This window comes from Exiguobacterium sp. s157 (genome assembly GCF_018618205.1).
GTDB classification, from domain to species: Bacteria; Bacillota; Bacilli; order Exiguobacteriales; family Exiguobacteriaceae; genus Exiguobacterium; species Exiguobacterium chiriqhucha.
On record NZ_JACSLQ010000003.1, the window covers coordinates 182,587 to 204,196 of the forward strand.

Annotated in this window: 23 protein-coding genes; 10 read left to right on the forward strand and 13 right to left on the reverse strand. The window is 52.1% G+C overall.

Annotation, left to right across the window (positions count from 1 at the left end; translation table 11 throughout):
- Positions 1–59 precede the first annotated feature (59 nt).
- Entirely contained in the window at positions 60–1,970 is a 1,911-nt protein-coding gene (locus tag KNP67_RS08145) for an endonuclease MutS2 (RefSeq protein WP_214756440.1), read from the reverse strand.
- A gap of 459 nt (positions 1,971–2,429) precedes the next feature.
- Here KNP67_RS08145 and KNP67_RS08150 point away from each other — a divergent pair, with 459 nt between their 5' ends.
- From KNP67_RS08150 to nagE, 3 genes are read left to right on the forward strand one after another with little or no spacing between them, the layout of a single operon-like run.
- The gene (locus KNP67_RS08150; RefSeq protein ID WP_214756441.1) at positions 2,430–2,918 is read left to right on the forward strand and encodes a PTS sugar transporter subunit IIA; all 489 of its coding nucleotides are present in this window, start codon (positions 2,430–2,432) and stop codon (positions 2,916–2,918) included.
- A gap of 19 nt (positions 2,919–2,937) precedes the next feature.
- Positions 2,938–3,786, forward strand: a complete 849-nt coding sequence (locus tag KNP67_RS08155) for a PRD domain-containing protein (RefSeq protein WP_214756443.1) — start codon at positions 2,938–2,940, stop codon at positions 3,784–3,786.
- On the forward strand, positions 3,783–5,270 hold the full coding sequence (gene nagE / locus KNP67_RS08160; RefSeq protein WP_029596350.1) for an N-acetylglucosamine-specific PTS transporter subunit IIBC: 1,488 nt from the start codon (positions 3,783–3,785) through the stop codon (positions 5,268–5,270). The genes KNP67_RS08155 and nagE overlap by 4 nt, the downstream gene beginning before the upstream one ends.
- Before the next feature lie 303 nt (positions 5,271–5,573).
- Here the strand turns inward: nagE and htpX are convergent, their stop codons facing one another.
- Entirely contained in the window at positions 5,574–6,455 is an 882-nt protein-coding gene (gene htpX, locus KNP67_RS08165) for a zinc metalloprotease HtpX (RefSeq protein WP_034780909.1), read from the reverse strand.
- Positions 6,456–6,476: 21 nt separating this feature from the next.
- Entirely contained in the window at positions 6,477–7,025 is a 549-nt protein-coding gene (locus KNP67_RS08170) for a LemA family protein (protein ID WP_034780526.1), read from the reverse strand.
- 138 nt (positions 7,026–7,163) lie between these two features.
- Between KNP67_RS08170 and KNP67_RS08175 the strand changes: the two genes are divergently transcribed.
- On the forward strand, positions 7,164–7,616 hold the full coding sequence (locus KNP67_RS08175; protein WP_131471703.1) for an NUDIX hydrolase: 453 nt from the start codon (positions 7,164–7,166) through the stop codon (positions 7,614–7,616).
- Complete coding sequence (locus tag KNP67_RS08180; RefSeq protein WP_052090255.1) at positions 7,607–8,791, forward strand: M20 metallopeptidase family protein; 1,185 nt, start codon at positions 7,607–7,609, stop codon at positions 8,789–8,791. The genes KNP67_RS08175 and KNP67_RS08180 overlap by 10 nt, the downstream gene beginning before the upstream one ends.
- A 10-nt stretch (positions 8,792–8,801) precedes the next feature.
- Here the strand turns inward: KNP67_RS08180 and KNP67_RS08185 are convergent, their stop codons facing one another.
- The 5 genes from KNP67_RS08185 to KNP67_RS08205 form a co-directional block, all read right to left on the reverse strand.
- Positions 8,802–10,127, reverse strand: coding sequence for a hemolysin family protein (locus KNP67_RS08185; protein WP_131471705.1), 1,326 nt, complete (start codon positions 10,125–10,127; stop codon positions 8,802–8,804).
- Between the two features lie 87 nt (positions 10,128–10,214).
- Positions 10,215–10,691, reverse strand: a complete 477-nt coding sequence (locus KNP67_RS08190; RefSeq protein WP_131471707.1) for a DMT family transporter — start codon at positions 10,689–10,691, stop codon at positions 10,215–10,217.
- Positions 10,692–10,702: 11 nt separating this feature from the next.
- Positions 10,703–11,374, reverse strand: a complete 672-nt coding sequence (locus tag KNP67_RS08195; RefSeq protein ID WP_114164987.1) for a Crp/Fnr family transcriptional regulator — start codon at positions 11,372–11,374, stop codon at positions 10,703–10,705.
- A gap of 11 nt (positions 11,375–11,385) precedes the next feature.
- Positions 11,386–11,811: a DMT family transporter gene (locus KNP67_RS08200; RefSeq protein WP_131471709.1), complete on the reverse strand. Its 426-nt coding sequence runs from the start codon at positions 11,809–11,811 to the stop codon at positions 11,386–11,388.
- A gap of 109 nt (positions 11,812–11,920) precedes the next feature.
- Positions 11,921–12,580: a type 1 glutamine amidotransferase domain-containing protein gene (locus KNP67_RS08205; protein ID WP_131471711.1), complete on the reverse strand. Its 660-nt coding sequence runs from the start codon at positions 12,578–12,580 to the stop codon at positions 11,921–11,923.
- Positions 12,581–12,953: 373 nt separating this feature from the next.
- On the opposite strand from KNP67_RS08205, the gene KNP67_RS08210 reads away from it, so the two are divergent.
- Positions 12,954–14,060 carry a glycerol dehydrogenase gene (locus KNP67_RS08210; RefSeq protein ID WP_131471713.1) on the forward strand — a complete coding sequence of 369 codons (1,107 nt, stop codon included), beginning with the start codon at positions 12,954–12,956 and terminating at the stop codon, positions 14,058–14,060.
- Between the two features lie 17 nt (positions 14,061–14,077).
- Here KNP67_RS08210 and KNP67_RS08215 read toward each other — a convergent pair whose 3' ends face one another.
- Positions 14,078–14,548 (reverse strand): hypothetical protein, encoded by a 471-nt coding sequence (locus tag KNP67_RS08215; protein ID WP_034780511.1) that lies wholly within the window; start codon positions 14,546–14,548, stop codon positions 14,078–14,080.
- A gap of 61 nt (positions 14,549–14,609) precedes the next feature.
- Positions 14,610–14,828: a hypothetical protein gene (locus KNP67_RS08220; protein WP_034780509.1), complete on the reverse strand. Its 219-nt coding sequence runs from the start codon at positions 14,826–14,828 to the stop codon at positions 14,610–14,612.
- A 200-nt stretch (positions 14,829–15,028) separates the two neighbouring features.
- Between KNP67_RS08220 and KNP67_RS08225 the strand changes: the two genes are divergently transcribed.
- Entirely contained in the window at positions 15,029–15,868 is an 840-nt protein-coding gene (locus KNP67_RS08225; RefSeq protein WP_214756444.1) for a M15 family metallopeptidase, read from the forward strand.
- A gap of 78 nt (positions 15,869–15,946) precedes the next feature.
- Positions 15,947–16,282, forward strand: a complete 336-nt coding sequence (locus KNP67_RS08230; RefSeq protein WP_029596360.1) for an antibiotic biosynthesis monooxygenase — start codon at positions 15,947–15,949, stop codon at positions 16,280–16,282.
- On the opposite strand, the gene KNP67_RS08235 is transcribed toward KNP67_RS08230, so the two are convergent.
- Entirely contained in the window at positions 16,265–16,966 is a 702-nt protein-coding gene (locus tag KNP67_RS08235) for a CBS domain-containing protein (RefSeq protein ID WP_214756445.1), read from the reverse strand. The two genes, KNP67_RS08230 and KNP67_RS08235, sit on opposite strands and share 18 nt — an antisense overlap.
- Positions 16,967–17,078: 112 nt before the next feature.
- Here KNP67_RS08235 and KNP67_RS08240 point away from each other — a divergent pair, with 112 nt between their 5' ends.
- Both KNP67_RS08240 and KNP67_RS08245 read left to right on the forward strand, forming a co-directional pair.
- The gene (locus tag KNP67_RS08240) at positions 17,079–17,807 is read left to right on the forward strand and encodes an AzlC family ABC transporter permease (RefSeq protein WP_214756446.1); all 729 of its coding nucleotides are present in this window, start codon (positions 17,079–17,081) and stop codon (positions 17,805–17,807) included.
- Entirely contained in the window at positions 17,804–18,106 is a 303-nt protein-coding gene (locus tag KNP67_RS08245; RefSeq protein WP_131471719.1) for an AzlD domain-containing protein, read from the forward strand. The genes KNP67_RS08240 and KNP67_RS08245 overlap by 4 nt, the downstream gene beginning before the upstream one ends.
- A gap of 38 nt (positions 18,107–18,144) precedes the next feature.
- Here the strand turns inward: KNP67_RS08245 and KNP67_RS08250 are convergent, their stop codons facing one another.
- Both KNP67_RS08250 and KNP67_RS08255 read right to left on the reverse strand, forming a co-directional pair.
- Positions 18,145–19,623: an HD domain-containing phosphohydrolase gene (locus KNP67_RS08250; RefSeq protein ID WP_214708332.1), complete on the reverse strand. Its 1,479-nt coding sequence runs from the start codon at positions 19,621–19,623 to the stop codon at positions 18,145–18,147.
- 113 nt (positions 19,624–19,736) lie between these two features.
- Positions 19,737–21,524, reverse strand: coding sequence for a mechanosensitive ion channel (locus tag KNP67_RS08255; protein WP_131471949.1), 1,788 nt, complete (start codon positions 21,522–21,524; stop codon positions 19,737–19,739).
- Positions 21,525–21,610: the final 86 nt, after the last annotated feature.

Consider the following 21,610-nt stretch of genomic DNA (forward strand, 5'->3'; position numbering starts at 1 on the left):
GAACTGTACGTGATGACTCCCGGTCCTTGTTCCTTACCCGAGTGTCTTCCCGGATACACTCATTCGCCTCGTTCGGCACGTTGTCGCGCCCGAATCTCTTTCTCGACGCGACGGAGCGCCTTCTTCGAACCGCGAGCAAAGTCATGGGCTTCTTTCCGGTCCCGGTAATCGATGAATAACGTTTCCAGGTTATAACCAGCTGGATACAAGTCGAGCGCTTTCGCCTCGCGTCGAACTCGGCGGAGCGGTTGCTCACTGAAGACACCGTCGACATACACGGTGACTTGGCGCAACGATTCGTCCATCGCATAGACAAGACCGACTTGATCCGTCTCGAGCAGGCGGACCCGGTCCCCTTTTGACAGAACTTGATCTGGTTCGATGACGGATGAGACGACTGCTTGCGTCAGACGTGCCGGATCGACGAGCGACTGGTCGTACGTCTTGTCGTGCATATAGCGGGCCGCCTGCTTCAAAATCGATTCGGGCAATTTCATTTTCCGGGCAATGAACAAGGCGTTGCTGTCGCCGGACTGCCCGATCAACAACCGATATTTTGGTTCGAGCGTGTCTGGGTCGAACTGCATGGCCGCGTTCATGAAGTCCGGATGCGTCTCGGAGTACGCCTTGATTTCGCCGTAATGGGTCGAGGCGACGACGAGACAGCCTCGTTTATATGCCTCTTCCAAAATCGCGATGGCGAGGGCCGCTCCCTCGTTCGGCTCGGTCCCACTTCCAATCTCATCGAATAATAGTAACGACCGTTTCCCGGCCTTCTGCATGATGTTCGCCACGTTATGCATATGGGCCGAGAACGTGCTGAGCGCCGACCCCATATCCTGGTTGTCCCCGATATCGACGAATACGTCGTCAAACGTCGAGATGTCCGTGTCCGGATGGGCCGGGATATGAAGCCCGCTCATCGTCATCAAACTGAGCAGACCAATCGTCTTCAAGACGACCGTCTTCCCGCCGGCGTTCGGTCCGGTGATGATCAGACCGCGGTACGTGTCCCCGAGCGAGAAGTCGAGAGGGACCGCCCGTTCGAGGAGTGGATGGCGGACTTGTTTCAAACGGATTTTCCCGACCGCGTTCACGCGAGGGGCGATGCCATCGATGGCTTGGCTATACTTCCCTTTCGCGAACACCATATCGTATTGGGCGATGACATCAAGCGTCGCCTCGATGGTCGGCAACGCTTCCGCCACCATGCCGGTGAGCGTGGCGAGAACTTGATAGATTTCGACCGCTTCCTCCGTTCGTTTGACGACGAGTTCCGCGTTCAACTTCGCCACCGCCTCTGGTTCGATGAAGACCGTCGTCCCTCGGCTCGACGTGTCGATGATTGTCCCAGCGACTTTATGTTTATATGACGCTTTGATTGGAATCGTGAATCGATCTTGTTTCTTCGTCACAAAGCCGTCTTGAATCGCTTCCCGGTTCGCAGCGCTCTTCAAGAACTTGCTCAACCGCTCCTCGATCCGTCCTTCGAGAATGTCGATTTGTTTGCGGACGCGTTTCAATTCTTTGGACGCCTCGTCGACGACCCGTCCCCCACGAATCGATTGGACGATGTCTTCCTCGATGCTGCGCCACTCGCTCATCTCTCCCGCGTAAAGGGACAAGAGCGGGGCAAAGAACGCCTGCTCGGCCATGAACCGCTTCAGTTTACGGGCCCCGCGGAAAAATTCGGCGACGGCTTCGAGTTCGCTTGCCTCGAGCTGGATGCCACGGCTGATTTTACCGATGAGCGGTTCCATAGCAGACACCCCGATAAAGGGGACGTGTGACGTCGCGTCGAGAATCGCGCGTGCTTCCGATGTCTCTTGAAGCCGTTTTTTCACCGTTTGCAGATGGCTCGTCGGACGCTGGTTTCGTAACAAGTTGCGTCCGAATCCGCTGATGCAGTATCGTTCGACGTGATGAATCAAGTCGTTGTATTGTAGTTTGTCTAATGTTTGTTCATTCATGATGGAGTCTCCTTATTTTGTGATGGAGATACCGCGCAAACAAAAAGCGTCGGCCGATGACGACCAACGCAAAAAGACAGACCGGTGTCTGGCAGTTTATGAATGGCGGTATCTGTAACAGAACATGAAGGCATGACAAAAAGACGCGTCATCCAACATTTTTCAGTTCGTTAGGCAGATACAACCTCACTCATTAACATGCAACACCTTTCTCATTCAGTTTCGCCCTAACTATACAACAGATTTTCGAAGAAGTAAAATTTCTAGAGAACGCTTTCAAATTAGGTCTTGATATCTATACATCGGCGTGCTATCTTGAGGGTGACGAAACGAATAATGATCACATGTGACTGATTCGATCAGGCATGGGGTAAGACGAAAGGCTCACGCCACCCGTCTATACTCCATGCCTGTTTTGTTTTTTCACAATCATTTTTCAAGCGAAAGGATGAATCGAACATGTTATTGAATAAGTGGATGAAGAGACATACACTGACACTTTACGCACCCGTGGAAGGAGACATCATTCCACTTGAGGAAGTGACCGACCCCGTCTTCAGCGAGAAGATGATGGGCGACGGGATTGCCATCATGCCGACGGACGGAACGGTCGTCGCACCGGTAGATGGAACCATCATCCAAGTCGCACCGACGAAGCACGCGATCGGTATCCGTTCGGGAGACGGAGCTGAAATTTTGATTCATGTCGGACTCGATACGGTCGAACTCGCGGGTAGCCCATTCAACGTCCACGTCAAAGTCGGTGACACGGTCACGACCGGACAGCCACTGTTGACGGCCGACTTGGAACAAATCCAGCGAGCCGGTAAAGACACGGTCACTCCGATGGTCATCACAAACGGGAGCACGTTAGAGCACCCGTATTCGTTCCATGCAGGAGGCCCATCGCTTCCCGGGAAAACCGTCGTCGCTCAAGCGGAACAATGACTCCTCGTTAGGAGGACACATGTTAAAAATTAAAAAGATTTTAAACAACAACGCGGTCATCGTCTCGGACGAGGGCGAAGAGAAGATCGCCATCGGACCAGGCGTCGCGTTCAAGAAGGCTCGCAACGATATCGTCAATCCGCATAAGGTGGAAAAGCTGTTCGTCATGTCGGAGAATGATAAGTTTCAACAACTGCTGACACGGATTCCAATTGAGCACTTCACGATTTCAGAAGAAATCATTTCGCATGCGGAAAAACGGCTCGAGACGACGTTCAACGAACACATCCATATCGTGCTCACCGATCATATCTCGTTTGCCATCGAGCGCGAGCAAGAAGGCATCTCGCTCCGCAACAAGCTGTTGAACGAGATTAAGATTTTATATCGCAACGAATACGAGATCGGGTTATGGGCGCTTCACCTCATCGAGGACAAACTCGGCGTGAAGATGCCGAAAGATGAGGCGGCCTTCATCGCGCTGCACATCCATACATTAAAAGTGAAGGGAGGTGATTTACGCAAGACGGTCAAACAGACGACAATCGTACGTGACATGATTCAATCGATTTCGAGACGGCTCGATCTATCTATAGAAGAAGATGACTTATCCTATCAACGCTTATTAACTCATTTACGATTCGTCATGGATCGAGTCAACCATTACGATCACCATACGATCGACGAAGATATGCTTCAGATGATTCAAACGAAGTTCTCGTCTGCCTATGCATGTGCGTCTGACGTCGCAAACGAAATGGAAGACTTATACGGCATCGTCTTGCCCGAATCAGAGCTTGGTTACATCACGCTCCACATTCAACGCTTGCAAGATCAACACCATCAAAAAGGAGGATATTCACAATGATGAACTTTTTACAACGTCTCGGACGTTCCCTCATGTTGCCGGTTGCCGTACTTCCTGCAGCGGCCATTCTCATGGGGATCGGTTACTGGATCGACCCGGTCGGCTGGGGTTCTGAAAACATCGCCGCCGCATTCTTGATCAAAGCCGGTTCAGCGATCATCGATAACATTCCAATTCTCTTCGCAGTCGGGGTCGCCCTCGGGATGGCGAAAAACCGTGACGGCTCAGCCGCTCTAAGCGGACTTGTCGCCTTCCTCACGGTCACGACACTCTTGTCTTCGGCAACGGTCGCCTTGTTCCAAGGTGTCGACGTCGAAGCCGTCAACCCAGCGTTCGGTAAGATTGCCAACGCGTTCGTCGGTATCTTGTCAGGTATCGTCGCCGCTCAAATGTACAACCGCTTCAGTCATGTGAAGCTACCAGATGCACTCGCCTTCTTTAGTGGGAAGCGTCTCGTGCCAATCATGACGGCATTCTCGATGATCCTCGTCTCGGTCGCCCTTTACTTCGTCTGGCCGGTCGTGTACACAGGACTCGTCGGATTTGGGGAAACGATCTCTAAAATGGGTGCAATCGGGGCAGGCCTTTACGGCTTCTTCAACCGTCTGTTAATCCCAACTGGTCTTCACCACGCCTTGAACTCGGTATTCTGGTTCGATGTGGCCGGCATTAACGATATCGGTAACTTCTGGTCAGGTGAAGGTGTGAAAGGGATTACTGGACGCTATCAAGCCGGGTTCTTCCCGATTATGATGTTCGGTCTTCCGGCAGCAGCCCTCGCCATGTACCATACAGCGAAAACAAAACGTAAAAAACAAGCGGCCTCGCTCCTTCTCGCCGCAGCGTTCGCATCGTTCTTCACAGGTGTCACGGAACCGCTCGAATTCTCGTTCATGTTCCTCGCACCAGTTCTCTACCTCGTCCACGCGGTCTTGACAGGGGTTTCCCTCTTCATCGCGGCGACGTTCCAATGGACGGCCGGATTCGGCTTCAGCGCCGGTCTTGTCGACTTTGTCCTCAGCTCACGGTTACCGCTCGCGAACCAGCCGTACATGTTGCTCGTTCAAGGTCTCGTCTTCGGTGCCATCTACTACGTCATCTTCCGCTTCATGATCGTCAAGCTCAACTTGGCAACGCCAGGCCGTGAGTCAGACGAAGCGGTTGACGCAGTCGCAACGGAAACGACTCCTGAAGGCGAAACGAAGACGGCTCCAGTCGCTGCCGGCGGTCAATATTCAGCGATGGCAGTGATGATTTACGATGGTCTCGGTGGCGATCAAAACGTCACAGGCATCGAGTCATGCGTCACACGTCTCCGCGTCGATGTGAAAGACATGGATACGGTCGACCAAGCCCAAATCAAGAAAGCGGGCATCCCTGGTATCAAGGTTGTCAGCCCGAACCACATTCAAGTCATCGTCGGAACGAACGTCCAATTCGTCCTCGAAGAGATTGAAAAACTCCGGAGCCATCGCGCCGGGTAACTGACGAAAGCCACCTCGCGCACGAGGTGGCTTTTTGCTGTCTTGGCTCATATGTTAATAAAATTGTCGTTCACTCAGCTCTTCTTGGCTGACATCAACATGAGCGAAACCGTGATGGAATAAATCAATAAAAATAGGACAATGCCTAACTCGAGTGCCGACTCAAACATGGAATCTCCTCCATTTCATCCTCTTTTTACTATCATTCCCATTTAATATTGATACAAACTGAATTTGCGAATTAAGTTGATCCTATTCACGTACAAAAAAGCCCTCTTCTAAAAAGAGGACCTTCGTTATAGGCTACATGCTGCGAAGTCTGGCAATCCGTTCAGCCGGGTTCGGGTGCGTCGAGAACAGACCGCTCAGCTTTTTCTTAAGCGGGTCTGAAAAGTAGAGCGACGCCGAGGCGCGAGAGGCTTCCTTCACCGGTGTTTGGATATTCGCGATTTTCTCTAGCGCCGACGCGAGCGCATCCGGATTACGCGTCAACTCGGCCCCGCTCGCATCCGCCAAAAACTCGCGATTTCGCGAGATGGCCAAGTTGACGAGTGTGGCAATGAGCGGCGCAAGAATCAATAACACCAGCCCGACGATCATAAAAATCGGGTTTTGGTTGTTGTCGCGGCGGCCACCGACACTTCGGAAGAAGAGCATCCGTGAGCCGATATCGCTCATGATGGCGATGACCGAGACGAGGGCGAGCGTCACCGTCGCCAATCGCACATCGTAATTTTTAATATGGGCGACTTCATGGGCGATGACGCCTTCGACTTCTTCTCGCGTCAACTGATCGAGCAGTCCGGTCGTCACGGCGACGGCCGCTTTCTCTGGTTTCAGGCCGGTCGCGAACGCATTCGGTGACGCATCGTTGATGATAAAGATGCGCGGCATCGGGACACGCGCGACCATGGCCATGTTCTCAACCGTATGCCACAGAAATCGGTGCTGGTCGACCGAGGTGATTTCTTGGGCATGGTTCATCTTCATGACGATGTTCGTGCTCGACATGATGACAATCCCGATATAAAACAACGAGAACACCGGAGTGAAGATGAGGCCTGGGAGCGGATCACCATAGTTCAAATATGAGATGACCACTCCAACGGCCAAGACGAGAAGGACGAATCCGGCCACGATGAACACGGTCTTGATTTTATTTTTACGAATTTGTTCATACAGGATCATCGTCGCCACCCCAATCCATTAGAATGAGACACGCACGTTTTCGCGTTCTTCCTCACGTGCTTCGAGCATGTCGCGTTTTTCGAAATTATGGACGGAGGCGATGATGTTCGTCGGGACCGATTCGACTTTCGTGTTATATTTCATGACCGTATTGTTATATAACTGCCGTGAATAGGCGACTTTATTCTCCGTCTGCGTCAATTCTTCTTGGAGCATCTTAAAATTCTCGTTCGCTTTCAAATCTGGGTATGCCTCCCGGAGTGCGAACAAATTCTTCAATGCGCCGCTCAATTGATCGTTCACTTCCATCTGTTCTTGACGGCTCGTCTTCGAACCGAGTTGATTCCGTAACTCAACAACTTTTGCGAGCGTCTCTTGCTCATGCTTGGCATAGCCCTTCACCGTTTCGACCAAGTTCGGAATCAAATCGTAACGCCGTTTCAGCTGCACATCAATCTGTGCCCATGCCTCGTCGACCCAGTTCCGATATTTGACGAGTCCGTTGTACATCGAAAAATAGATGAACGCCAAGACAACGATGATACCGATTGCGATAATCCAACCCATTTCGACACCTCATTTCATGATTTTCTCCTGTATTAATTCCCTTTTGTCGTATACCATAAGCATAACTTAGGGAATATGTAGAAAATGATTCATATATGCTGTGGGTTCTCTCACGAATTCATACAAAGGAGTGTCATCATGTCCGTTCCTACCATCGTTGTTGCCGTGAAAGCGGTGATTGTGCAAGACGACCACATTCTCATCATCAAACGAGCTGATGATGACGAGGTCAATCCCGGCACGTGGGAACTCGTCGGAGGTAAACTCGACTTTGGCGAGTCGCTCAAACGCGCTCTTGAACGGGAAGTGTTCGAAGAGGCCGGTTTGCATGTGGCGGTCCAGCAATTGTTGTACGCCACGACGTTTTTGACCGCCCCGGATCGTCAAGTCGTCATCATGACGTATTTAGCTCACCCGGTCGCGACGACCGTCACCCTCTCCGAGGAGCACAGTGATGCCAGATGGGTGACGGCTGACGAAGCGCAAACCTTATTACATCGTCCGATTCTCGACGATTTGAATTCACACGACGTATGGACCTTGCTTCAACCAAAAATGATCAACGGACAGGAGTGTAAATCATGCTTGTGACTGACCTCGATTCACGCTTGACGGAGCTATACGACGAGATGGTGACGCTCCGCCGCCACTTCCATCAACATCCCGAACTTTCATTCGAAGAACGAGAGACACCTCGGACGATTGCAGCTTATTTGCGCGACCTCGGCCTCGATGTGCGCGAACATGTCGGTGGCAACGGTGTTGTCGCACGCATTCATGGCGGCGAAGGCCCGACCATCGCGTTTCGGGCAGACTTTGACGCCTTGCCGATTCAAGATTTAAAGGACGTCCCGTACCGCTCGAAAGTGAATGGCTCGATGCACGCTTGCGGTCATGATGCGCATACGGCGACGTTGCTCGTCCTTGCGAAAGCACTCACGGAAATCGACCTTCCGGGAGATGTCGTCCTCATTCACCAGTTCGCGGAAGAACTCGCGCCAGGTGGGGCCAAACCGATGATCGAAGATGGATGTCTTGACGGTGTCGATTATATTTACGGCTCTCATATTTGGACCCCGCTTCCATACGGGACGATTGGTGTGAAGACGGGACCGATCATGGCCGCGGCTGATCGCTTCGAACTGACCGTCAAAGGCAAAGGTGGTCACGGGGCCATCCCGCAACACACGGTCGATGCCGTCATGGTCGGAACCAATATCGTCAGCCAGTTGCAACAAGTAATCAGTCGTCGCATCGACCCGCTCGAACCGGCCGTCTTAACTGTCGGCACGTTCGTTGCCGGTCAGGCATTCAACGTCATCGCCGATGAAGCGAAGCTGTCTGGCACGGTACGGACGTTCACACCAGAGACGCAAACACGCATCATCGCCGAGATGGAGCGGACTATCACCCATATCTGTTCGGCGAGCGAAGCGCACTACGAGCTCGACTATATCCGGGGCTACCCCGCCGTGATCAACCATCCTATCGAGACCGATCACGTCCGTCGCAGCGCCGCTCGCGTCGTTGGCACCGATGGCGTCATCGAAATGTCCCCGCTCATGGTCGGAGAAGATTTTGCCTATTATATGCAACACGTACCGGGCAGCTTCTTCTTCACCGGAGCCGGTAACCCGGAAGTCGGTGCCGTCTTCCCTCATCATCATCCCCGCTTCGATGTGGACGAACGGGCGATGCTTCATACCGCCCGCGTCCTCATGCAGGCGGCATTCGAGACATGGAACGCGCCTAAAAAAGAAGACTGACGCCGCGGCGTCAGTCTTCTTTTGTTTGTTCAGGCAACATCGATACGAGCACTTGGTCAACACGTTTGCCGTCCATATCGACGACCTCGAATCGAAGACCATATGCTTCGACAACGTCTCCCCGTTTTGGGAAATCGCCGAGCGCATAAATAACAAGTCCGGCAAGAGTATGATACGAGTTACGCCCTTCATCAAAACGATTGTCTCGAATTCCGAACGTCCGCTTCAAATCCTCAACCCCGAGCAAACCATCGGCCAAGTACGAACCGTCTTCACGGCGCACGACTTCCGGTGTTTCTTCTTCAATCATCACTTCGCCGACGATTTCTTCTAGAATATCGAACAATGTGACCATCCCGAGGAATCCGCCGTACTCATCGAGCACGAAGGCGATTTCGACGCCATTCTTTTGCATCATCTGCAACACTTGGCTCGCTTCTCGCTGTTTTGGGACGATGAGTGGTTGTTTGATTCGCTTCAAAATTTGTGAGGGCTCCCGAAGCGTCGATAATGTCAAAATGTCACGGACATCGATATAACCGACGAACTCGTCGAGCGTATCGCGCCCGACCGGGAGTTTATTGTGTTTACTCTCATAAATCGATTTCTTGATATCGTCCATATCGTCTTCAAGGTCGACCCATTCCAGCGTCGTCCGCGGTTGCATCAATTCATAAATCAGCTGGTCATGGAACGCAAACACACGCTCGACCTGTTGCACTTCCTCGTGTGCGAATGCCCCTTGCTGGGCTCCTTCGAACAAGAGTTGCTTGATTTCGAGCTCGGTCTCACCACTCGATTGCTCCGCTTTCAAGCCAAGCAATTTGAAAAGGAAAAGTGTCGACTTCGACAAAATCCAAATAAACGGTCGCATCACTTTACTAAATAAGTCGAGTGCCGGAATGATCGCCATCGTGACTTTTTCCGGAGCCACGAGCGCAATCCGTTTCGGCACGAGCTCACCGATGATGAGCGACAAATACGTAATAATCGTGACGACGACGACGTAACCGACGGTCGGTGCGTACTGGGGACTCATGCCAAGATTGGCGAACACATCGGCGAGCGGCGCCGAGAAACGCGCACCCCCGTAAGCCCCGTTGATGATACCGATCAATGTGATTCCGACTTGGACAGTCGATAACAGGTCGGTCGGATCTTTTGAATACTTGAGTGCGATTTCGGCACTGCGTTTACCACGGCTCGCCTCGACTTCAAGTTTGGCCGGTTTGGACGAGATCAGTGCGATTTCCGTCATCGCGAAAATCCCGTTCAACACAATCAAGAATAAAACGATCAGTAAATCGATCACTATGGAAGAATCCACTGTTTTCATCACCTCTGCGTATATTTCGTACTACAATCTCATCATATCAGAGATTTGTTATTCACCTGTACCCGTTTCACTCGAGAAAAAGCCCCTTCAACGTGAAGTGGCTTCGGGTGCGGCTTCCTGATGCAGGGCCGCCGCTTGAGATTGTTTGAAGACGATGACGCCTAAGAGCAACACCATCAACCCGATGACCTGCCCTGGGGACAGTGACAACTGTTGCATCCCGAACGCTCCCGTTAGGTCGACGGCGAGCGCCCATATCAACTGAGATACGAGAATGATGGACACCGATAGCGTCGGTCCGAGCAATTGAATGCTTCGCATCACACAGAAGACGACACCGACCCCGAGCAACCCGCCGAGCGCGTATATCGGCGAGATTTCGAATACGCCGTGAACATTACCACCGAACAAAGCGAGTGGGACAAGCGATCCAAGCAAGCCGACAATGAAGACGAGCACCGTTGTCGCCCATGCCCCCAGATGGGCGTTCATTTTGGCATTGACTGCAGCTTGTACACTAATAAATGCGCCGGCTACCGCCGAACAGATGATTCCTACTATCATGAGTTGCCTCCTTATTCGTACAACATGCCATTGGCACGTTCTTTTAATCGAGTCGCATCTAAAATCGTTACTTTTGTCCGCGTCTTTTCGACGAGTCCTTCATCCGCGAACGATTGTAACGTCCGATTCAAATGACGATAACTCGTCCCGAGCCATTCCGCCACTTCTTTTCGTTTCAACTGACTCATCTCGTCTTGGAACAAGTCGTTCCCTGATTCGCTGAGCGAGACGAGATATCCCGCTAATCGTTCTTCGAGTGTCGACATGAGATGGTTCGACGAGGCATTCGCCTCGATGAACAGTTTCTCAGATACGCCGCGCAGAAGATGCTCCGTGAACTCGATCGTTCGGTTATGCGTGCGGAGAACATCAAACGGCACGCGCAGACAGGTTACTGCCCCGACGGCCTCGACCGTGTGGAGTACGTTGCGTCCGCTGGCGTATTCGATATCCCCAATCAATGTCGGGGCCATCTTTAAACGGAGCAAGCGCAACTTGCCTTCCTCGCTCAACGTATAGATTTTGACACGCCCTTCTAACACGACGAAGAGAGACTCGATCGGGTTATCGTTCGTGCAGAGCATCGCTCCGGACGGATACGTCACAATCGTCGATGCCTCTAATGTTTGTTCCGAGAACAGGTGGACCCACCCGAGTCGTTCTAGTGCTGCCTCTACTTTCATCCGTCTCCCCCTTACGTGAACGTGTAAATGCCAATCCCGGCGACCATCAAGGCAAGTCCTGTGAGCTGACCTTGGTTGAGCGGTTTCCGTTTCACACCAAACCATCCGTTCACATCAATCAAAAACGCCCCGATCAATTGGGCGACGAGCAAGACGCAGATCGCCCAAGTCACACCGAGCTGTTGAATAGCAGTCAGTTCTCCGAAAACGACAAACACCCCAAACAGACCGCCCAAGCTATAGTACCAAGGTACGCGCCGAAACGCCGTCATGTCTGCATCCCGCTTGAACGCATAAATGAGAAGAGCAAGTACAAGGCCAACGAGGTGAACGACCGTGACCGACACCCAAGCACCGACCGCGTAGCCGAGCTTGGCATTAAAAATCCCTTGCAATGCGATGAACGTGCCTGAAAGCACGGCAAATAACAGACCCATCCGATTTCCTCCTATCTCCTCGTCTGACTTTACGTGAGATGAGAAGGCTTGAAAAGGACATATGTCCGAAAAAAAGACAACTTAGGAGTAACCTAAGCTGTCTGTGGGACTATCCGAGCAATTTGACGATTTCTGCCCCGACTTGTTCTGAAGATTGCGGATTTTGTCCGGTAACGAGACGTTCATCGACCGTTACGTTGACAGCCCAGTTGTCTGCGCCATCAAATTTTCCACCGCGCTCGCGCATCGCCGATTCAAGGAGGAAAGGTACCGCTGAGTCAAGCTGCATCTCGCGTTCCTCGGCATCCGTGAATCCTGTAACGCGCTTGTCTTTGACGAGCGGATCTCCGTTGCTCAAATTAACGTTGACGAGTCCAATCGGTCCATGACAGACGGCCGCGACGACGTTTCCGCCTTCATACGTATCACGGATGACACGCTGTAACGTTTCACTGTTCGGGAAATCAACGACCGTACCGTGTCCTCCCGGAAGGAAGACTGCGTCATACGTGTCATTGGCCACTTGATCGAGTCGCGCCGTATCTTTCAACAGGTGTTTCGTATCCAACACCTCTTGCGGCAAATCGCCTTCTAGGCTGTTCGCATCGATTGGCACGTCTCCACCTTCGATGCTCGCTACTGTGACTTTATAACCTTGTTTCTCGAATTGAAGATACGGTGCAGCAAACTCCTCGAGCCAAAGCCCTGTCGCGTGACCGTTCTCCAGTTGATTCGCAGACGTCGTGACAATCAGTACATGTTTAGACATTGCAAATTCCTCCTTCTAAATTAAGCATACGAAAGAGTTGTTCCCGCTGTGAGTTCATTCAAACCTTGTAACCCTTAACGCTACTCTTTTTTTGACCAGGTCCTATTTTTAGAACGGCAGAAATCAATCCACCGTCTATACTGGTCTCATCAGCTGGCAGGAGGGAATGACCGTGATGAAGCATGTACTCGACTGGGGATTTCTTGCCGTCGTCGCTTTGATAGTGTTACTCGTGATTATTGGCGGGTTGTGAAGAAAGCCCAAAGCAGTTTCACCGAGATGTCACATGTAGGACTGTTTGAAGGAGGGGCTGTATCGGGAACAAACCTACTGTTGTCCTGTCGTCACTGTTACTTTAGAAAGGATGTTGAATATGTCAGAACGCGTATTTATCAGTCCGGCCAAGTACGTGCAAGGAAAAAATACAATCGATCGCATCGGGGAGCACGTTAGCCATTTTGGATCACAGGCTCTCTTGATTGCCGATGACATCGTCTGGCGCTTGATTGGGGAACGGGTGACCGATTCACTCAAGTCGAGCGGCGTGAACGCAGAAAAGGCCGATTTTGTCGGGGAAGCGTCCCGTCACGAGATTGAACGGATCGCCAAAACGGCAGCAGAGAGCCATACTGCTTTCGTCATCGGAATGGGCGGCGGAAAAACGCTCGACACGGCGAAAGCTGTCGCCGACGAACTCGATGCCCGCATCGTCATCGTCCCGACCATCGCCTCAACGGATGCCCCGACGAGCGCCTTGTCCGTCATCTATACGGATGAAGGAAACTTTGAAAGCTATCGCTTCTATAAAAAGAACCCGGATTTGGTCCTCGTCGATACGAAATTGATCGCCGAGGCCCCGGCCCGATTCCTCGCCTCGGGGATTGCCGATGCGCTCGCGACATGGGTCGAAGTCCGGAGCGTCCTCGCCTTCGGTGGCAAAACGATGGCGGGTGGTGTCCCGACGATTGCCGCGGAAGCCATCGCCAAACGCTGCGAAGAGGTGCTATTCGATTACGGAATCCCTGCTTATGAATCGGTGAAGGCCAAAGTCGTCACTCCGGCACTCGAGTCCGTCGTCGAGGCGAACACACTTCTAAGTGGTCTCGGTTTTGAAAGCGGCGGGCTCGCAGCGGCCCACGCCATTCATAACGGCTTCACCGCCCTCCACGGAGACATCCACCATTTGACGCACGGGGAAAAAGTCGCGTTCGGCACACTCGTCCAACTTGCGCTCGAAGGCCGAACGCAGGAAGAGTTCGACCGCTACGTCGCCTTGTATATGGCGCTCGAGTTGCCGGTCACACTCGAAGACGTGAAGTTGAAAGACGCTTCCCGTGAAGACATCCTAAAAGTCGGTCAAGCGGCAACGGCGGAAGGTGAGACGATTCATAGTGGGTTCGATGTGACCGCTGAACAAGTGGCCGATGCCATCATCGCGGCCGACCGGTACGCTCGTCTCTATCAAAACAAATTGCAGTGAACAAGAACGAGGAACGGCTAGTTGAGCCGTTCCTCGTTCGTTTGTTTTCGCGTGACGAAGGAAAACGCTACCCCGATTGCCATGCAACTGACCGTCAAGACGAAAAACGTCAATTGGTTCGCATAAATGATGTTCGTGAACTGGTTCCATCCTGAGGCGTACGCCGCATTCTCAGAAGCACGGATTCCAGCCCGGAGCGAAGCCGCTTGACCGGCGTTGATATATAGACCGATTCCCGCCATCACGAGGCTCCCGGCTAAAAGACCGACTCGTCCCAGGCGATGAACCGATTCGACCGCACGCCGAGCAAGCCGAATCGTAATCCAGATGAACAACAGGACGAACGGCCAACCGATGAGCAAGACGAGCACGTAGGGATTCCCTTCACCCGCCGTTTCTGTATAGGCGGCAGTCATCGTCTCGCCGAGTTTGAATAATACAAACGTTATGAGCGTGATGATGAACCACGCCTTGATCAATTTCTCCATGACAACACCTCACCCCCAGTATAACAAAAAAACACCATGCGCTTTCGCACACGGTGTCAGGTCAGGCTTTCGGACGGACTGCATAGTAGATCAAGATGACGAGCCACGTCCAAACGCCGGTGAAGATTCCGATAATCCCGACGATAAAGAACCCGAGCGGCATCATCGATTTCGTCCGATCATAGTCTTTCCACATGTTCGATAACCCTTTGATGTTGAAATACAAAAAGGCGAAGAACAAGACGAGCAACAATAACGGTAAACCAAAAATGAGTTCCATACGTTCACTCCTTTCTAGTCTCAACCATCCTCTTACATTCAGTGTACTACTTCCCGCTCTCCATCACATCCGGCTCGCGCAGTACAGGAAGCAGGTCAAGAGGCGGAGACAGTCCTGTTCACTATTCCCCAATTTCTCTTCTTTTCATCTCCTTAAAAACCGGGAAAAGAAGACTATCCAGCAAAAAGGAGGTCATCCTTATGAAACTCATCCATGTACTCCTCGTCTTGATGCTCATCTTTCCCGTCATATCGACTTCCGCCGCAACCCCGTCACCCCAGCCAGGCTACACGATTAAAACGACGAAACTGTACTGGCGGGCCATGCAAACGTCCCCGGTCGCCAAGACGCTGTCCACGAACACACCTGTCCGTTACACGATGTATAATCGCAGTTGGTCAAACGTTTATATCGATGGTACACGCTACTATACCCCGTCGAGCAACTTAAAAGCTGGCATCCCGAAACTTGCGCCTGCGGAACGGATTCGACTCGTCAATAAACAACACGGCCTCTCGAGCACGTATCGTTCGCGGCAACTCGTCACGTTGACCATCCCGACCGTCTACACGAAAGGAAGCGAGCGAACCCTCATGGCCGCTGAAGCCGCTCACGCGCTAGCCCGCCTCTATTACGCCGGGCGAAAAGAAGGCCACACGTTGTATGCCCTCAGCGCCTATCGCTCCTACGCCAGCCAGAAATCACTCTACATATATTGGGTCAACACGCGAGGCACAGCGTACGCCTCAAAATATGTCGCCCGTCCTGGATATAGTGAGCATCAGACCGGTCTCGCCGTCGATATGACGAGTGCACGCATGCAGATGGGACTCTATGCCTCGTTCGACCAGACCCCAGAAGGCAAATGGATGCTCCAACAGGCACACCGTTACGGATTTATCGTCCGCTATCCGAAAGGAAAAGAGAAAATCACCGGCTACAACTACGAGCCATGGCATCTCCGGTACGTCGGTGTGAAAGAAGCGACGACGATGAAACAACAAAATTGGACGTTCGAGGAGTGGTGGGCCACACGTTGATGCGAGCATCTCGAGCGAGGCATCGATCGTGTTCCATGTATAATGAACGCGTACGATATCGCAGAGGAGGACATGTGCATGTGGATTGTCATGAACAAACTAGACGTTGAAAAAGGGAAAGTTGAGGCGGTCACCGCTCGTTTCCAAACGACGAAAGGCATCGAGTCGATGGATGGATTCGTCCGGATGCAAGTGTTGACGGATACATCGGATGAGACGAAGGATCAGGTCGTCATCATGACGACGTGGCGCGACGCGGCGAGCTTTGAGAATTGGCGCGATAGCGGTGCGTATAAACATGCCCACAAAAAACGGGACGATGGCACTTCTGAAGTGAAGCCCATCGTCCTCGGAAACACGGTCACCCAATATGAGGTCGCCATCGAGCACGGCGCCTCAACCGATGACGTATAAAATATCTTGTGGTCTGATAATCCCGAGTAACGGCTCATTTTCTTGTCCCGTCTCGGTAATGAGCAAGGCATCGAGACGGACGCCGTCCTTCATACTGATAAAATGATGGTGCGCCTCGATGACCGACGTCTCTTGCGCGATAAACCGGTACCGTCGCAGGTGCGGGTCGTGATGGAGTACGTCCTTGACTTGAACGCCTTCGAGTGACACATGTGGCCCGTCGACCGTTTCGGCGAGCCAACTGGTCACTCCTTTTTTCGTCAACAACCCTCGCCACGACCCGTCTTGGTTATAGACGGGGAACTGCGAATAATTCTTGTCTCGAATCTCACCGAGCACGGCGACCAGCGAGCCATCGGCGTTGAACGTCGTCACGATTTTACGGAACAGCGGGATGACTTGACGCGGATGGAGGAGTTCTTTCTCCACTTCGAGAATCAAATTGACGATGGAGTCATGTGGTTCCGCGATGATGAAATCTGGCTCGCGCCGCTCGTGGACGATGGCGTTTCGCAATTGGCTCATTTGATGTAAATCTTCTTTGTAACGTTCAATGATTGGGTTATGTTTGGCAAGACGATTGACCATGTTGCTGAAACTGAAATGCTGGCCGTCCCCCATCTCGCGACTCAAATGATCCTCGATCCGGTGATACGATGCGATAAATTCTTCTGCACGACTCATATATTCACACTCCTTATCGCCTATATATACCCTATTTTTTTCGAGTTCGAGCAGGAAAGCGTGACCCAATCTCGAATCCACAACTAATCATCTCTGAAATGGAGGGGGTCTCATGGCAACTCCGGTCTCACAAATGACACCGATCCCGAATAAGGACGCCTTCCGTTCCGGCATGCGGGCCGGTATACCGGTCGCTGTCGGCTATATCCCGATTGCCATCGCTTTCGGGCTGCTTGCGAAATCATTCGATATGCCAAACGTCATCACGCTCGCCATGTCATTATTCATTTTTGCCGGCGCCAGTCAATTTATTGGCGTCCAACTGATCATGGCCGGTTCGATGTATTGGGAGATTATCTTGACGACGTTCATCCTGAACTTACGGCACTTCCTCATGTCGGCGTCGTTGTCCCAACGTCTCGAGACGACCTCGAATCGATTTCTGGCCGCCATCGCGTTCGGCGTGACCGATGAGACGTTCAGTGTCGCCTCGACGCGTGACGAGTCGACGCGCGGTCACTTTGTGCTCGGGCTAAACCTAATCGCCTTCTTAGCTTGGAACGTCGGAACATGGATTGGCGTCTTTCTCGCCTTCGGCTTGCCCGCCTCGGTCCAAGCGAGTATGGGCATCGCCTTGTACGCCATGTTCATCGGCCTACTCGTCCCATCCCTTACCCGCAAACCGGTCATCGTCGTGGCTGCAATCGCCGTCTTGACTCAAGCCATTCTCTACTTCGGCGTCTCTCCATTCATCCCGCTGTCGTCCGGTTTGAGCATCATCTTGGCCACGATGGTCGCAGCCGGCATCGGCGCTTTGGTATACAAGGAGGATGAGGCATGATCAGTCTGTTTTTGCTCGTCCTGGCCATGGCGTTCGTCACATACATCCCGCGGCTCGTTCCGCTGCTTTGGCTCCGGGACATCAAGTTGCCGCCGTTCTTGAAGCGATTTTTACTGTTCACGCCTTATGCGGTGCTCGCCAGTCTCATTTTCCCGGGCATCCTGCAGGCAACGACCAGTCTTACGTCCGCTTTAGCGGGTGGGGTGGTCGCCGCAACGCTCGCATTCCTTCGGGTCAACTTGATGCTCGTCGTCATCGGCGGCATCGTCGGGGTGTATCTCATTGAAACGTTCCTTTAACAAACAGGTCCGCCCAATTGTGGGGCGGACCTGTTTGTTTAAGCAGAGATGGCCTGACGTCGTAACCTAATGAATACATCGACGAACGCCGGATCCCACTGTGTACCGCGACCACTCTCTAAAATCGATAGAGCCTTCTCGACTGGCATCCCGTCCCGATATGGACGGTCAGAGGTCATAGCGTCATATGCGTCGGCGATTGCCATGATACGACCGAAGAGCGGAATCTCCTCTCCGACCAACCGATCCGGATATCCGCGCCCATCAATCCGTTCATGATGGGACCGGACACCTGCCAATATCGGTTGTAACGCAGCCGGTAGGGAAATTTGATTCAAAATATGAATTCCGATGGTCGGGTGTTCTTGAATTTGCGCGAACTCATGATCCGTCAGCTTCCCTTCCTTCAACAACACATCGTCACGGATACCAATCTTCCCGATATCATGGAGTAGCGCCGATTTGCGGAGCAGCTCGATTTGTCCGGCCGGCAACTGGAGCGCCTGTGCCAACTCGACAGAATAGGCGGCGACTCGCTCGGAATGCCCGGCCGTATACGAATCCCGGGCATCGAGTGTTGCAGCGAACAAGACGAACAGACTGTTCAACAGTTGCTCGTTTTCCGCATCTCGATACGTGACGTTCGTGACCATCTGATTAAAGCCCGTGACGAGTTGGGCGAACTCATCCGAGTAAGGGTTATCAATCTGATTCAATCGTCCGGCATCTAACGCGGCGACCCCTTCGGTTAATGCACTGATTGGACGTTTGATGTTGTCATACAGCAAAAAGCTGCTAAACGTCGCGACCCCGATGATAACGACTAAAATCACAGCCGCCCACTGCCAGTATGCATCGACCTGATTGACAGTCGACAGTTGCACCCCGGACGCGAGGATGAACAATGCGACCGGGAACACACCGATGACGAGCATGCTGATCAATAGTTTCGTCCGGACGCTAATGGAGCGATACGTCGCTTGGAGCGGCCGCCCGTACAAGTTTCCGCTCATCTCCTGCAACTGAAGCAACAACGGTTCAACCGAGCGATAGGTCAAAAAGAATTCAATCAACGCATGCAAGATGGCGATTAAAATAGCACCGAACGCCGCCAAGCCAATCAACCGATACGGCAAGTCAATCCACCCTTGTTCGATGGCGAGTGCCGTCATACTCATCGCCGGCACGGACAAACCGAACAAATGCGGACCGAGAATCCGTTTCACCGTCAACGTAGGAAAGTGACTCGTTTGATCGAACGCCTGTTGAAGCTCCTCATACGTTGGTGTCTCTGTTTGAAACACACGACGGATCGGTCGGATGTGACGTCGATAAAGAAGCAGTTCAAGCCCAATCATCATCATCCCGGACAGCCCCATGATAGCCAAGAGGATGAGCATCTCCGTCTTGGATAAATCGAGCGTCTGAAAAATGAACAGCCCCCCGACACCGAACACGGCGATGCCTGAACCCCATATGTAATTCATGATTAATGTGTGTTGAAATCGTTGGTACATCTTCCCCTCACTCCTGCCTTTTCGTCGACCTCTTTCTTATTATATCGACAAAAGTGACACTTTTTTACAGAAATACAAAAACGGGCCCCTTTTTAGGGACCCGTCCTTCACCGTTACGGACGACGTGGACCTTCGTTGTCATCAAGTGAACGATTGTCTTGATCTGGCGTGACGTTTTCATGGAACGGGTTCGGTTCTGGACCGTCCACGTTCGTCACGTCAGATTGTGAGGCTTGCGGACGATTCGTTTCACGTTTCAACTCTTGTTTCGTTTGATCCGCTTCACGCTTCGACTGCTCCATACCTTGTTTCGCCTGTCGCTTCGCAGCCTCGGCTTCTTGGTTCATTTGGGCTTTCTCTTGCTCGAGACCTTCTTTTGACACTTCTGTCTCATCGATTCGCTTCTCAGCTTTCTTCAAGTAGCGAGCTGCTGTCTCACGTCCGCCGAGACCGAAGGCAAGGCCGAAGGCGAGCGCAACTGCACCGAGGATGAGCAAGAATGCCGTATTGACGATCAATGGCGCAATGCCAAGTTGGCTGATGGCCATGAAGAAGGCGATTCCAAGAATCGCGTACTTCGCGACGTGGCGCAGGACGCTCGGTTGGCCAGCTCCATCTACGAGCACACTGCCGACGAGACGCTCTGCCATGTTCGCGAGCCAGAAACCGACCGCCAAGATGACGATGGCTGCGATGACCATTGGCAAGTATGCGAAGATGGCTGTCGCGAGCGAAGCCATAAAGTCGAGGTTTGCGACTTGAAGGGCTTCCGATACGAACAACAAGATGATGATGATTTGAACGATTGTTCCGATCACTTGTGCGATCGATGTCGATGACGACGAGCGACCACCGAGACCCATCTTACTAGCGAGTGAGTTGACGCCTAAGTTCTCAAGGAGAGACACGACGACGCCTTTCAACCATTTAGCAAGGAAGACACCTGCGAGAATCAAGACGATGGCCACGATGATATTTGGAATCATTGCCAAGACGTCGTTGAGCATCGAGATGGCTGGATCCGAGATTCCGCGAATATCGAGCGCTTCAAGCGCTGAAATCGTGACCGGGATCATAATCAAGATGAAGACGATCGTACCGACCACTTTCGCGAGACTTGACCCTTTTACGTAGTCTGACAAGTGCAGTTTTTCAGCGAAGCGGTTAAGACCTGCTGCTTCCAAGAACTTCGTCAAGATGTCACGGACGATTTTCGCAACGATATAACCAATCGCGAAGATGAGTGCAGCCGCGACAAGTTTCGGAATGAAGGCGAGGAAACTGTTCAACAAGTCTTCAAACGGTCCGCTGATGCCTCGCAACCCAAGCGCATCAAGCACCGCCGGAAGAGCTAACAATAAGACGAGGTAGAAGACGATATTGGCGACCGTGTCGACCCATTTCGTCTGATTGACGCTCGTCGACTCTTGGCCCGTCTTCTCCATCAACTTGTTCAAGTTGAGGCGATGACCCGCCATTTGAATACCTTTTTTCAAGAGCGTCGCGATAATCCATGCGACGAGCAAGATGAGACCCGCTTTGATGACCCCTGTGATCAACCCAGAGAAGCCAGCATAGATTTGACTGAACGGTTGTGTGATAGCCGGTACGTTCATGAATTCGAAGATGATTAAAAATGCGAGAAGCAATACGCCGAAGAAGACGACTTTTCCGATGATCCGCTCAGGCGTCCATCGTTTCTCCTCTTTACCCGGTTTTCCAGGTTCCCCTTCTTGTTTGACACCGACACGATCGTCAAGGCGTGCTTTGCGAAGCGCTTTGCGCGTCACGTTTTCTAGAACTTTCGCCAAAATGAATCCGACGACAAGAATAAGCAATGCGAGCAAAAGCTCAGGCAGCCATGACATGAACGTGTTGAAATTATAAGTAGTATCGTTCATCTAACATCTTCCTCCCATCTCTTTTTAAAAATGATTTCATTTATTTGACTCTTTGTATAAATACCAACATTTTCATCTCTTTAAAC